This is a genomic window from Ochrobactrum sp. BTU1, from assembly GCA_018798825.1.
GTDB lineage: Bacteria > Pseudomonadota > Alphaproteobacteria > Rhizobiales > Rhizobiaceae > Brucella.
In genome coordinates, this window is record CP076356.1 from 693,011 (window position 1) to 707,070 (window position 14,060).

Here is a 14,060-nt window from a genome sequence, read left to right on the forward strand (position 1 = left end):
TTTCGTATTATTCAAGTATCGTATTTAGCAATTTGCTGTGTCAGCCGTAAGAACTCGGCCTGGTCAGCGGGATCGAGCGCTTGAAGCATTGCTTTGCAAGAGGCCCGATATCCATCAATATAGCCTGTAACTGCTTGCTTTCCTTTTTCGGCGATGGACAGGGCGACCGACCTGCGATTCGTTTCGGGGCGCTGTCGTTCAATCATTTCCCGGCGTACCAGCCTGTCAGCCGAAGACGACATTGTCGTCAGTGCTACCTGAAGGTGGCGCGCGACATCTCCCAGGTTACAAGCGGGATGTTCATCTATGAAAAGGAGCGCCTGAATATCGAGGGCGTTGAGCGAGTTCTGCATCGCTGCCGCTGCCTCCAAGACCTTGAAACGACGGGTGAAGCGCTCAAAGGCAATGGCGAGTAGTTCGATTTGGTCAGATGTAGGTTGGGTCATTTCTGCTATTAAGCATTTTCGCTCGTTGGATGTAAGTCATAGACGTCGGAGCATGCACTCCTTGAAAGCGCGACCGTTACCTTGCCAAAACGCCGAAAAACAAAGTTTTTTATTCTTACCATTGGCGTCTACCAGAAAATGCGCGCGGCAAACGCTAGGTTCTCCTTAATAAGCTGGGCTGTGGTTCCGGCGCGGTCGCCACGTCATGGTGTTTCCTCTTTCGGACATTTAATTCAAAGTTAGCCAGAAATTCCATTCAACCCTTGCTGCTTCGACTTCCCGTGCCACTTCTCTTTCACTAAACGCTCTTTGACCAACCTCATGACTTACACCCAAAAATCTTCAAATACGGGTCATAAGCCTGAACTGCCGCCGATGTGATTGATGGCCAATTAAAACGATCAGCGCCTAAAACGGCATTATAGCTCGACCTGGATGGTGCACTTGGGATAGCTTCTGCAAAAAATGCGAACTTCCAAATTCAGAAAGCACAAGGATGGACATCGATCTGCTTGAAGATTTCATAACCTTGGCTGATGAGTTGAACTTCTCAGCTGCAGCGACACGGCGCAATGTTACGCAGCCAGCCTTCAGCAGACGCATAAAAATGCTCGAGCAATGGCTTGGAGCACCTTTGCTGAGAAGGACTAGCCGTTCTGTTGCGCTTACCAATGCTGGTCGCATTTTCTATTTACGTGCCAGCGTTATCATCCGCGATATCAAACGTGCCCGCGAGGAAACGCGCGAAGCGGCTGGCAAGGCAGAGCGAAACTTATCGATCGCCTCCACTCACGCACTTTCATTTACATTCGTGCCACGATGGATGCTGCAAACCATTGGCCATTCCAGCATCAACTCTGCAAGCCTGATCACCGACAGTTATGCCGAATGTGAAGCGTTACTATTGAGCGGAGACGCAGTTTTCCTGATCTGCCATCGCCGTCCCGAAACAAAAAACAAGCTGACGACGCGCCAGTTTATGTCCCAGACAATAAGCCAGGATGTGCTTGTCCCTCTCTCGGCTCCTGATGAAAATGGTGAACCACGATGGAGCCTTGATCGAGCAACGGCAGACAGACCGATACCACAACTGAGCTATGCCTCGGCCTCTGGCCTTGGTCGTATTTTGGAAGAATATTGGTCGGAGAACAGATCGCGACCGGCTCTTCAGACCCAGTTTAGCTCTGACCTTGCTGCGACCTTGCTTGAGATGGTCAAGGAGGGTCAGGGTGTCGCCTGGGTGCCACTTTCATTGGCGGAACGTGATATAAAAGCCGGTCAACTGGCACGCGCTGGCGGCCATGAATTCGACATTCCGGTGGACATTACACTTATCCGCCCGACCACACGTCTCAGCCTTCATGCAGAGCAGTTCTGGCAAAAGGCGGTAAACGCCCACTCGAAGGTCTGAGACGGATATCGCAAATCTATCTATGCAAGATTGGCATTGATCATGTGATAGTTGGCATTGGTCATTTTCAGTTATCCGACGTTATGAATTTCCTCACATGAGAGACGTGCTGCCGGGAGTACGAAGGTAGCAGCTCTTCTTTATTGGGAGGAAATAATGAGAAGACTGTTAAGTCAGCTCTATATCCAGGTTTTAATTGGAATTGTCATTGGCGGCCTGATCGGCTTCTTCTGGCCTGACATTGCGACCTCACTGCAACCATTTGCAACCGGCTTTATCAAACTCATCAAGATGCTGCTCGCACCGATCATTTTCGGAACTGTGGTCTTGGGTATCGCGAAAATGGGCAATGTCCACGAAGTGGGCCGTATTGGAACCGTTGCGCTCATCTATTTCGAGATCGCATCCACGATTGCTCTGGTACTGGGCTTGATTGTGGTTAATCTGATGCAACCAGGTGCGGGCATGAACATTGATGCCAGTCAGATCGATACATCATCAATTGCCGGGTATCAAAAGACTGCGGCCGAACACGGCGGCGTCATTGATTTCTTTCTGGATATCATTCCACAAACCATTGTCGGTGCATTTGCTTCCGGCGCAATGTTGCAAGTCATTCTGATCGCGCTTCTGTTTGGGGTCGCCCTGGTACAGATCGGCGAGCGAGCGAAACCTTTCGTCGATGTGATCGATGTGTCGCTGCAGGCGCTTTTCCGTATCGTTGGAATGGTCATGAAGCTCGCGCCATTGGGCGCCGGCGCTGGCGTTGCTTATACAATTGGCAAACACGGTATTGGGACAATCTGGTCACTCGGCCACCTGATGCTCGCGGTATATCTGACATCCATCCTTTTTGTAGTTCTCGTCATCGGAACCGTGGCACGATGGTCAGGCTTTCCGCTTCTTCAGTTCTTCCGATACTTCAAAGATGAGATCTTCATCACCCTGGCCACCTGTTCCACAGAAGCGGTACTGCCACGCATGATGGCCAAGCTGGAACGCCTTGGTGTCAGCAAACCCGTCGTCGGGCTGGTGCTGCCAACAGGCTATGCCTTCAACGCTGATGGCACCTGTATCTATCTGACAATGGCCGCAATTTTTATCGCGCAGGCCACCAATACCGATCTTAGCCTCTGGGGTCAGCTAGGTATCCTGGGCGTCTTGTTGCTCACTTCCAAAGGATCGGCAGGCGTCGCCGGAGCAGGCTTTGTCACTCTCGCCGCAACCCTCTCCACCTTTCACACCGTACCCGTAGCTGGCTTGGTCCTGCTATTGGGCGTGGATCGCTTCATGAACGAAGCACGCGCTGTCGTGAACCTGATCGGAAATGGCGTTGCAACGATTGCAATCGCCAAATGGGAAGGAGAGCTGGATATGAACACGGTACGTCAGGTCATCGCCGAACAAAAAGGCCAAACCCCGCGGAAAATAACCGCTCAGGCAGTGCCAGAAGCCACTCATCAGCATGCCTAGCATGAAGAATAAAGTAGAATAGGAGACATATGTCATGCGCATCATTGAAGTCCGTGAAGTGACTAAACCGATCTCTTCGCCGATCCGTAACGCGTATATCGACTTCAGCAAAATGACGGCAAGCCTCGTGGCAGTCGTTACTGATGTCGTCCGTGATGGCCGCCGGGTTGTGGGTTATGGATTTAACTCGAATGGTCGATATGGACAGGGCGGCCTCATCCGTGAACGTTTCCGGGATCGTATCCTGCAGGCAGACCCTGAAAGCCTGCTCAACGAAGCCGGCGATAATCTCGACCCACATAAAATCTGGGCCGCTATGATGGCCAATGAAAAGCCTGGCGGGCATGGCGAACGCTCGGTTGCAGTTGGTACAATCGACATGGCCGTGTGGGATGCAGTCGCAAAGATTGCTGGAAAGCCGCTTTTCCGCCTTCTCGCAGAAGCCAAGGGTGTGGAGGCGGACCCGCGTGTCTTCGTTTATGCGGCTGGCGGATATTATTATCCGGGCAAAGACGATTCTGCTCTGCGTAAAGAAATGCGCAGCTATCTCGACCGCGGATATAATGTCGTCAAAATGAAAATTGGCGGTGCATCCATCGACGAAGACAAGCGCCGTATCGAAGCCGTTCTTGAAGAAGTCGGAACAGAAGCCCGGCTGGCCGTTGATGCGAATGGTCGTTTCGATCTTGAAACCGGCATAGCGTATGCAAAAATGCTGCGTGAATACCCTTTGTTCTGGTACGAAGAAGTAGGCGATCCGCTCGATTACCAGCTTCAGGCCGCTCTCTCCGAATTCTATCCCGGTGCGATGGCAACCGGTGAAAACCTGTTCTCACATCAGGATGCGCGGAACCTCATCCGCTACGGCGGTATGCGCCCGGATCGGGACTGGCTACAGTTTGACTGCGCACTTTCTTATGGCCTTGTCGAATATCTTCGAACGCTTGATGTGCTCGATCAACTGGGCTGGTCGCCTTCTCGTTGCATCCCTCATGGTGGCCATCAGATGTCCCTGAACATTGCAGCTGGGCTGGGGCTTGGCGGCAATGAGAGCTATCCTGACCTCTTCCAGCCTTATGGCGGTTTCCCGGATGGTGTGAAGGTCGAAGATGGCCACATCGTCATGCCTGACCTTCCAGGCATCGGCTTTGAAGGAAAAACAGATCTGATCAAGGTCATGCGAGAACTAGCGGAATAAGCCTGAGTGGCGGGGTTTTGCCCCGCCTTTTTTGTTGGGCACTCTCAAACACTCACGGGAAACTGTTTCAGACAGGGAGGGTTGGAGAACACAATATCGTAGTTTAATGGAGGAGGAACTGTACATGATACGCCATGTAAAACGTGGGGCCTTGCTGCTCACAGCAATTCTTTTAATGACCTTTCAAGCGTCAAACCAAGTCATGGCTGAAAACTATCCTAAGCCGGTAGAGCACGACTACACGATCAAAAATTTTCGCTTCCATGATGGCAGTACCATGGATCTGAAAACGCACTACTTGACCATCGGCAACCCCGCTGGCGAAGCGGTACTGATTTTGCATGGCACCAATGGATCAGCCAAGAAGATGCTGAACAAGGGATTTTCGGAAGCTCTCTTTGGTCCCGGACAACCACTCGATGCCCAAAAGTACTTTCTGATATTGCCGGACTCCATCGGTGCGGGCGGGTCGCAAAAGCCCTCGGATGGATTACGCATGAGATTTCCGCATTACAATTATGACGATATGGTTGAAGCGCAATATCGGCTGGTCAAGGAAGGCCTCGGACTCAATCACTTGCGCCTCATTCTTGGACATTCAATGGGCGGGATGCATGTTTGGAACTGGGGAATTCGCTATCCGGATTTTGCGGATGCACTGGTCCCTATGGCGTCCCTTCCGGCACCGATGGCCGGACGAAACTGGATGATGCGCAGAATGCTTATTGATGCAATCACGACCGATCCCGCTTGGCAAAGCGGCAATTACGAGACCCAACCAGAAAATCTTCGTGTCGCTTCTGTCTGGTATGATCTTGCGACCAATGGTGGCAATACCCGACTGTGGCAAGCCGCCCCCACAAATGCGGAAGCCAGTACCTATGTCGACACAAAACTCGCTGAGGCAAAAATCACGGATGCAAATGACACACTTTATCAGTGGAACGCTTCTCAAGATTTCGATCCATCAAAGGATCTTGAGAAAATCACCAGCTATCTTTTTGCGATCAACGCAGCTGATGATGAGCGCAATCCGGAAGAGCTCGGCCATCTGCAATCCGCAGTTGGTCGGATGCCACATGGCAGTTATCTGATAATCCCTGCGAGCAGTAAAACCCGCGGACATGCGACAACCAGTAATGTAGCGGAGCTATACAGCGATGAACTTGGCAACTTTTTGAAAGAAGTTCCCAAGCGATAGAATATAACGTTCTGCTGTTGGTATCTTGGATACTGCCAACACATTGCACAGCTAGCCTGCGTGGCGGCCAGAAAGTTACCGTCCCGAATTGCTCTCAAATATTGATGAACAATTCGGGGCCGCAATCGCATCCTTGCAAACGCAGGCTTCAGTAAAGTTAACGTCTGCGTGCCGCTAACTTCCTGCTTAGATTTCCCTTATCAAAGTATCAGCGATGCGCACACTAAGCGCCGCACCTGTCAGCGTTGGATTTACGCAAGACGAAGAAGGCATGACACTGGTGCCCGCAATGAACATGTTGCGATGATCATGCGTGCGGCAGTCGCGGTCCACCACCGAATTCTTTGGATCGTCGCCCATGATTGTTGTGCCCATTATGTGCTGGCGGTTCTGCCATTTCACATCGGTGCTGACGATGTCTGCATCCAGAAGCTTGGCGATCTGATCAAAGTCCTGCAATGCGCGGTCGCGGCCTGCATTCCAGTAATCGGTCACGCTGTAATAGATTGACGGAACAGGAATACCCAGCGCATCAACCTTATCCGTGCTTGGGAGGACACGATTTTCAGCCAAGGGCAAAGTTTCAAAATCCACTGCCCAGTTCAACGAGCGCGCCGAATTTCGGCGAATTTCGGCATCAAGCTTTGAACCAAGAACACCCTTTTTCAAAAGGCTCGCGGTTGTCTGACCCGTCGGAACGGTGTTCCGAACCTTGATCTTATAGCTTGGATAATTTTTGCGGAATTCACCATCGCGCTGATTGAGATAAACAAGAAGCTGGGTTGGACCTTCACCTGGCCAGAAATCTTCCTTCGCCATCACATTCATGCTGATGCCGGTATGGTCCATCAGATTGCGACCAACCTGATCAGATGAATTCGCGATACCGTTGGGGAAACGATCAGACTTTGAAAGTAGCATGATCTTCGGAGATTCAATGCCATAAGCAGCCATCACGAAATAACGTGCGGTGAGCTTATGCTCTGAACCATCCGAGCGCTTGTACCAGATTGCGGTGATCTTACCGCCATCATCAGCATCGATCTTCCAGACAACAGAATTGTCCCGAATGATCGCGCCATGGCGTTCGGCTTCGTCGATATGCATCGAACCATCATATTTTGCAGCAATCGGACAAACCGGGTTGCAGTTATTGTTGCCACCACAGGCCGGACGCTGGCCATAAGGGCGCGTTGCGCGGCCATTCGGCTCAAGGATCGGGTTAAAACCGCCCCTTGAGAGCTTTTCCGAAAGCTGAGTGAACATATAGCTCGGTTTCAGACCACGCATCGGATAAGGAATCGAACGCGGCGGATAGGCACTCCCCCCCTGCCCGCTTTCATCCTGACCATCGACGCCGCTGACACCGAGCTCCGTTTCAGCGCGAGCGTAAAATGGCTCGAGTTCATCATAGCTCACCGGCCAATCGCGACCATGGCCATAAAGCGACTTCAGGCGGAAGTCGTTTGGGATCATACGCCAAAGCGACGAACCGAAGTGCCATGTCGTACCGCCGACGACACGCAGGTATGAGGTGTTGTACTTCACTGGACCCACCTGCTGGAGATAATCACCATAGGTGGATGGTGCGTGTGGCAGGTTCGGAAACGGCGAGCCTGCGCCCTGCAACTTAGCATTGGCCAGCGAAAGCTTCACAGGAGCATTGCGGAAAGTCTCAACAATATCGCGGCGATCTACGCGCGGACCCGCTTCCAGCACGATCACTTTCTTACCAGCTTTTGCAAGGCTGCTGGCAATGATCCCGCCCATTACGCCCGAACCGATAACGATCAGATCCGCATCATATGCGTCGTTTGCCATTTTTCTCTTCCTGTCAGATCTTGGTATCAGGTTTCGGACCCCAGGCGTCTGGGCCAGGTCCATAGGTTGGGATCGCCAGAATGCCTCGCGTCGGGCGGTACATCAGCGCTTCTCCGTAAGCTATAAGCTCTGCATCTTCCGGCTCACCGACCACGCCGAGATACCAGGCCGACACAATTTTGGTTGCGGTTTCCATCAGCTTTGCATCAACGGAAGGCAACTCAAGAAATGCGTCCATATTTGCAGCATCACTCTGCTTAACGACCGAACCGAGCGCATTCATCTGCGCTACGAAACCGGAATTCCGCTTTTGCAGGGCCGCGAAATAGCGGCTACCCAACACCGGATCGAGATTATGGCCGGTCAGAAACGTCGAGAGCTGCATGAAGTCTTGCTGCGTTGCATCGGCTGCAGCTGCAGGCAGCGGGCCGGCCAGAGCGGCTATGGCGCCGAGCGCTGCAAGTGCAACAGTTCCGCGCAAGACAGATCGGCGAGAGATTTGACGACCGAAAGCGGTGTCCAGAAAATTATCAACTGGCATTACTGGTCTCCTGAGGGAGTGCTCAATGCTATGGGCAAACAAAGAAAAAAGCCGATCAGGCGCGCATTAGACGCTTGCGGCGACGAACCAGCCAGACAATGACCGTTATAAGGATCAGAATACCGATCACGATCGCCGGTGCCGCAAATGGTGCGAGTTTGGCAATCAGCGGCTTCGGTCCACCCTCGCGGATCAGTTTGACATCGGCGGGCGTCACTTTGACATCCGGATTACCGTATTGCGCCAGCACATAGTTGCTGACATCGGCAACATCTTGATCGGAAAGATGGTCTGTATAGAAAGCATCTGGACCGAAACCCGGCATGAATGCCGTTTCCCCGTCTACCGTGCGATTGACACCAAATAGGATTGCGGAAAGTAGATTGTCTGAACGCTCTGCACCCGTAACCGTGTTGTGGAACAGCGACGGATAATGCTTGTTGCCTTCACCATTCATCTGATGGCAGTTTGCACAAACACCACTGAAAATCCGGAAGCCACTTTCATTTGGTTTTTCCCCCGGAAGACCGCGCAACGCATATTCTGTTACTGATGGTTTGCCGAACTTGTCGCGCGGAGTTTTGGTGCCGGACGAAACCGGAGCCACATCCTTTACGTATACCGCAATCGCTTTCAGATCTTCATCGGTCAAATGCTGGAGACTGTGTTCGATGGCTTCTGCCATAGGACCTGCCGCCTGCGCCTTGCCCGCAACATGACCTGTGCGCAGATATTGCACCAATTCATCCTGTGACCAGTCACCAATACCACTGACTGGATCAGAGGTAATGTTTGGCGCATACCAGGAACCGAGCGAACCACCGGAAAGTGCTTGGCTAGCCCGCTCGGCCATCAGATCATTGCGTGGTGTATGACAAGTACTGCAATGTGCCAGCGCTTCAGAGAGATATGCACCACGGTTCCACTCTTGAGATTTGTTGGAATTCGAGGTGAAACGCGTCTTATCAAGGAACAGAAGGTTCCATGCCGCCATTGACGTACGTACGCTGAATGGGAACGGCAGTTCAGTCTTCTGCGGCTGATGATCAACTGGCTTCACCTCATGCATGAAATAGGCGTAAAGCGCTTTCACGTCTTCGTCTGTCATCTTCGCATAGGCCGTGTAAGGCATAGCCGGATAAAGATGCGAACCATCTTTCGCAACACCATCACGGACGGCATGCGCAAATTCTTCCTCAGTGTAAGTGCCAATGCCATCGGCCTTTGATGGCGTAATATTTGTCGAAAAAATCGTGCCAAGCGGTGACGTGATGCCATAACCACCTGCAAAGGGCTGACCGCCGTGAGGCGCCGTGTGGCAGGCTGCACAATCCGATGCAGTGGCAATATAGCGCCCCTTGGCGATCAGTTCCGCATTCGGCTCATCAGCTATCGCCTCTGATCCGAATGCCATAACAAAAACGGCTGTTGCGCCAAGGAGTGCTTTCCATGAAGGACGGGGTGCAACGGGGTATTGCTTGAAGCTGCCTGATTGCGACATTCTGAACGAGCTTTCATGAAGCATGAATAATTCAATGCGAGCCGAAGGTTGCTCTCTTTCCGAAAACAACCTGCTCGCCTCGCTCGAAACGGGACAAGCATAGCAATCCAAGAATCGAAATTTCTTGGACATTCCTATTCTCTTCAATAATTCAGAGAGTTGGGTATGCGATGTTCCGTGGCCTGTTGTTTGGAATAGCTCCAAGTGACTAGATAAGAAAATCAGTCTTTGCTAAATTCAGATTTCATCATACGTGAAAGCTTGACCTGTGAAATTCGATCTAATTGACCTGCGCATTTTTGTATCCGCCATCGAAGGTGGTAGCCTCACCGCTGCTGCAAATCAGAACAATATTGTTGTGGCGGCAGTCAGTGCGCGACTAAAAAAGTTGGAGGAATCCTTTAATCTCAAACTGTTCGACAGAACGGGGCGCGGTATTCGCCCGACGCTTGCAGGTGAAATTTTTGCGCGGAACGCGCGCAAGATTATCGACGATGCGCGGAGGGCACAGACCGCACTTGATGATTTTTCCGATGGTCGCGGCGGTCATGTACGGTTACTATCGAACACGAATATGTTAGCGGAACATATCCCTCATACCCTTGGGACATTTCTTGCAGCACACCCCGATGTGACGGTCAGCGTCGAGGACAAACCTAGTCTTGAAGTCGTGAGCTTGCTAAGAAACGGAGAAGCAGACATTGGCATTGTCGCATCTTCTGCAGACATGAGCGGCTTGGAAAGCTGGCGTTTTGTGCCCGACAGGCTAGTCCTTGTTACGCCAATCGAACATCCGCTTGCAGCATCGCCCGTGAACTATTCTAGAATCCTCGATTTCAAATTAATTGGTTTGCCAAAACACACAGCCTTGATGCAGTTTATGAGCAGGCTTGCCAATGAGCTCGGCCGCGCCGTCGATTACCGGACCCGAGCCGAGAACTTTGAAAGCGTTTGTCTCATGGTTAAATGCGGTGCAGGCATAGCAATTGTCCCACAATCGGCTGCGCTTCGTTACGGGCGCTACATGGCTATAAACGTCACGGAAATTGATGAGGGGTGGGCCGATCGCAATCTCTACCTTTGCGTAAGGAATGAATTACAACTACCTAGTTATGCGGCAAGCTTGCTTGATCACCTTCGTCGCTATGCACAAGAAGTTACCTAATTATTCATATTGCAATTGTGATCAGCGTGCTGGAACCACAAGCTTGCTCGAAAACTGGATCGACATAGAGATCACCGGCCTCTTTTTTAAAATGCGCGCGAGGAGCGGCAAATTCCCGCTGACCGAATGCCCAACTATGAATGCCAAAAACTCAGGTGAGTGGTTATGCACTCATAATGTGGTTTCAGAGAACGCAGCAGGCTGGGTCGCAATTTCTTTACACGTTAAAGGCGGCCAGATCTGTTGACGCAATTATCCTGCAAGTTGCGCGAAAGTTTTGTATGGCGAACCGTTCTCATCTACGAATTGCTTTTGCTGATCATTTGAGCAACTTCGGTCCCCAATGCCATGACGTCCCTTGCTCTCTATTCATAAACGCAAAAGTCATCACTCCACTCGCCACCCCTACTCAGACGTCGAAGCATGATAAGAGGAGCAACAGCTTGGAAAGGCAAGAGAATGCTACGCGACGGGGATTGCCACATTGCGGAAGACTGCAGTTGGCCCATGACCTGCTAATTAGAATTGCCGCAATTCCGCGACCACGAAATCGAGGAATACCCTGAGCTTCGGCGAAAGTTGATGCCTAGACGGATAGATGGCATAGACCGACAATTCAACCTTGGTCCAGTCTGGCAAAAGAGAAACGAGGCGGCCAGTGGCAAGATCCTCAGCCACGTAACGTAAGGGTATCAAACTCAGGCCAAAGCCCTCCAACAGGGCATCGCGAACCGCGAGGCTGGTCGTAACCGAATAGCGACCTTGTACTGGGACCGATACTCGCTCGTCCCCGTTGTAGAACTCCCAAACGTCGGCATGGCCGGAAAGACTGAAACGGATACAGTTATGCCCCTTCAAATCTTCAGGTGTCACGGGTGTTCCCGCAGCCTCCAGGTATCGAGGTGACGCGCACAAGACGTGCGGTAGGGTCATCAGTTTGCGAGCTGTAAGGCTCGTGTCCTCGAGCGCGTCGCTTCCGCGGATCGCAAGGTCGAAACCGTCGCGAACGATATCAACACGCCTGTCGTTCAGGTCAAGGTCCAGTTTGATATCAGGAAATTGCTCGAGAAATTTCGGAATAGCTCGTGATAGGCAGACCAAGGTCGTGGTCATCGGCGCCGCGACGCGAAGCGTACCAATCGGCTTCGAATTGAGCGGCCCCATAGCCTGATCCGCCTCATCAAGCCCGTCAAGAAGAGGTACAATGCGCGAGAGGTACATCAATCCGGCCTCTGTCAGGCTCATCCGTCGCGTGGTTCTGTTGAACAGGCGAACGCCAAGCCTAGCTTCGAGCTCGGCAACGTTCTTTCCTATCGCGGCAGGAGTCATCCCAAGGCCTCTTGAAGCTTCTGCGAAGCTGCCTTTCTCAGCAGTGCGGCGAAAAGCCGTAAGAGCTGTTAATCGTTCCATATTCAATACTCTCTGTTTCGAGTGTCGATATAAGTTCGATCATTAACAAATGGAAGAAGGGTTATAAATTGCCGCTATCTTGAAATGGAGATAGCCATTGTGCCTTTGCATCAAATCAACCACGAGCCCGAAACTATCATCGACGCGATCGAACGTCGCGTTTCGACCAACCACTACGATACAGATGCAAGCATCGATGATGCGATGCTCTGTGAGCTTGTTCGACTGGCCACACTCGCACCAACCGCATTCAATCTTCAGAACTGGCGTTTCATCGCTGTACGCTCGCTGACGGCAAAAGAGCTGTTGTGGGAGGCATCGGGTCGACAAGACAAAATAAAGGCAGCGGCCGCCACTTTCATCGTCTGCGGTCGCAATCCCAAAACGATTGATCTCCAGCGAATTCTTCGCCTCTCCGTTACTGCGGGGTTCATGCCGGAAACAGTTGCGCTCGGCTGGGTTGATGCTGTTCACCACATGTATGGGAATGATCCGCAAATGCAGCGCGACGAAGCGATCCGATCTGCGACTTTCGGCGCTGCGAACCTGATGTACGCGGCAGCCGGTTACGGCCTGGCAACGGGGGCCATGGTTGGTTTCGATCCCATTGCGGTCAGTAGAGACTTCGGACTTGCCGGTGATGAAGTCCCCGTCCTGCTGATGACTGTCGGGAAAGCCACGGCCAATAACTGGCCGCAGAAACCCCGGTGTGATCTGCGCGAAGTACTGGAGTTCGCATGATCATGACACATACAACAACGGCCGGTCACAGTTCTTCCTCGGGGTGTCGCGGCCATGGCGTCGATGTTTTGATAACCGCGATTGCTCCGACGGTCTGGGGCAGCACCTATATCGTCACGACAGAATTTCTGCCATCTGGATATCCTGTCACAGTTGCGGCGCTCAGGGCACTCCCGGCGGGTCTTTTGCTTCTCGCGATCGTCAGGCAGTTGCCTACAGGAGTGTGGTGGTGGCGCAGCTTCATTCTCGGGATTCTCAACTTCACAGTCTTCTGGTCACTTTTGTTCGTATCGGCCTATAGGCTGCCTGGAGGCGTCGCTGCAACTGTCGGCTCTATCCAACCTCTGGTCGTGGTCGTTCTTGCCCGTGTCCTGATGGACGCGCGGTTGAAGCTTGGTGGGATTCTTGCGGCCTTGGTCGGAATAGGCGGTGTCGGGCTTCTTGTGCTGGCTCCGAATGCGAAGCTGGACATGATTGGCATCTTTGCGGGCACGGGGGCGGCAGTCTCGATGGCATTCGGAACAGTGCTGAGCCGCAAGTGGCAACCTCCCGTCTCAGCTCTGACGTTCACGGCCTGGCAACTGACGGCAGGCGGATTGTTGTTGGCTGTTCTGGCACTTTTGCTCGAACCCATGCTGCCGTCACCGAGCTTGCAGAATATGGCAGGTTTCCTGTGGCTTGGTCTGATCGGGGCCGCAGCAACCTACATCATCTGGTTTCGTGGTGTATCCCGTCTTGAGCCCGCACTCGTGTCGTCCCTAGGCTTCCTCAGCCCGTTGACCGCCGTGATCCTCGGGTGGGTTTTTCTCGGTCAATTTCTAACGTTAGTCCAGATTCTAGGGGTACTCCTGGTTCTCATCAGCATACTCACAACGAAGCGTCAGTCTCTGAAAGACCGGCAACCGGGAGCCGCACCTCGTAGTCCAGCGCCTCGCAACCTCTGATCCGGAGGGCATTGCGGCCGAACCGGCTCGCAAGGTACAGGGGGGCTATCAAAACGAAGGGTTCCCCCGCTGGCGGATCGAAGCTGCTAACTAGAGTGGAAACTCGCATCCTGAGTATTGCTCGCGAGACCGTCCCGATCGTGCACTAGCGAGCCCACGCGCCGCTCCTAAGAACAAAGCCGCAAGCAATCCCCACGGCCAAAGCGGA

General features: G+C 52.5%; 12 protein-coding genes. 7 read left to right on the plus strand and 5 right to left on the minus strand.

Annotation, left to right across the window (positions count from 1 at the left end; genetic code table 11):
* Window positions 1–11 precede the first annotated feature (11 nt).
* Window positions 12–446: a MarR family winged helix-turn-helix transcriptional regulator gene (locus tag KMS41_22280; protein QWK80470.1), complete on the minus strand. Its 435-nt coding sequence runs from the start codon at window positions 444–446 to the stop codon at window positions 12–14.
* A gap of 496 nt (window positions 447–942) precedes the next feature.
* Here KMS41_22280 and KMS41_22285 point away from each other — a divergent pair, with 496 nt between their 5' ends.
* The 4 genes from KMS41_22285 to KMS41_22300 all read left to right on the plus strand — a co-directional run bounded on the left by KMS41_22285 (window position 943) and on the right by KMS41_22300 (window position 5,729).
* On the plus strand, window positions 943–1,857 hold the full coding sequence (locus KMS41_22285; protein QWK80471.1) for a LysR family transcriptional regulator: 915 nt from the start codon (window positions 943–945) through the stop codon (window positions 1,855–1,857).
* A 156-nt stretch (window positions 1,858–2,013) separates the two neighbouring features.
* Entirely contained in the window at window positions 2,014–3,330 is a 1,317-nt protein-coding gene (dctA, locus tag KMS41_22290) for a C4-dicarboxylate transporter DctA (protein QWK80472.1), read from the plus strand.
* Window positions 3,331–3,364: 34 nt separating this feature from the next.
* Entirely contained in the window at window positions 3,365–4,528 is a 1,164-nt protein-coding gene (locus KMS41_22295; GenBank protein QWK80473.1) for a mandelate racemase/muconate lactonizing enzyme family protein, read from the plus strand.
* A 106-nt stretch (window positions 4,529–4,634) separates the two neighbouring features.
* Window positions 4,635–5,729: an alpha/beta fold hydrolase gene (locus KMS41_22300; protein ID QWK81176.1), complete on the plus strand. Its 1,095-nt coding sequence runs from the start codon at window positions 4,635–4,637 to the stop codon at window positions 5,727–5,729.
* Window positions 5,730–5,915: 186 nt separating this feature from the next.
* Here KMS41_22300 and KMS41_22305 read toward each other — a convergent pair whose 3' ends face one another.
* The 3 genes from KMS41_22305 to KMS41_22315 are packed head-to-tail and all read right to left on the minus strand — an operon-like array spanning window position 5,916 to window position 9,505.
* Window positions 5,916–7,550 (minus strand): GMC family oxidoreductase, encoded by a 1,635-nt coding sequence (locus KMS41_22305; GenBank protein QWK80474.1) that lies wholly within the window; start codon window positions 7,548–7,550, stop codon window positions 5,916–5,918.
* Between the two features lie 13 nt (window positions 7,551–7,563).
* Window positions 7,564–8,091 (minus strand): sorbitol dehydrogenase family protein, encoded by a 528-nt coding sequence (locus tag KMS41_22310; protein QWK80475.1) that lies wholly within the window; start codon window positions 8,089–8,091, stop codon window positions 7,564–7,566.
* Between the two features lie 55 nt (window positions 8,092–8,146).
* A complete protein-coding gene (locus KMS41_22315) occupies window positions 8,147–9,505 on the minus strand; it encodes a cytochrome c (GenBank protein QWK81177.1) in 1,359 nt (452 codons plus the stop codon).
* 355 nt (window positions 9,506–9,860) lie between these two features.
* Between KMS41_22315 and KMS41_22320 the strand changes: the two genes are divergently transcribed.
* Complete coding sequence (locus tag KMS41_22320) at window positions 9,861–10,757, plus strand: LysR family transcriptional regulator (GenBank protein ID QWK80476.1); 897 nt, start codon at window positions 9,861–9,863, stop codon at window positions 10,755–10,757.
* Between the two features lie 519 nt (window positions 10,758–11,276).
* On the opposite strand, the gene KMS41_22325 is transcribed toward KMS41_22320, so the two are convergent.
* The gene (locus KMS41_22325) at window positions 11,277–12,167 is read right to left on the minus strand and encodes a LysR family transcriptional regulator (GenBank protein QWK80477.1); all 891 of its coding nucleotides are present in this window, start codon (window positions 12,165–12,167) and stop codon (window positions 11,277–11,279) included.
* Between the two features lie 84 nt (window positions 12,168–12,251).
* Between KMS41_22325 and KMS41_22330 the strand changes: the two genes are divergently transcribed.
* The gene (locus KMS41_22330; GenBank protein QWK80478.1) at window positions 12,252–12,908 is read left to right on the plus strand and encodes a nitroreductase family protein; all 657 of its coding nucleotides are present in this window, start codon (window positions 12,252–12,254) and stop codon (window positions 12,906–12,908) included.
* A 2-nt stretch (window positions 12,909–12,910) separates the two neighbouring features.
* Window positions 12,911–13,852: a DMT family transporter gene (locus KMS41_22335; protein QWK80479.1), complete on the plus strand. Its 942-nt coding sequence runs from the start codon at window positions 12,911–12,913 to the stop codon at window positions 13,850–13,852.
* Window positions 13,853–14,060 lie beyond the last annotated feature (208 nt).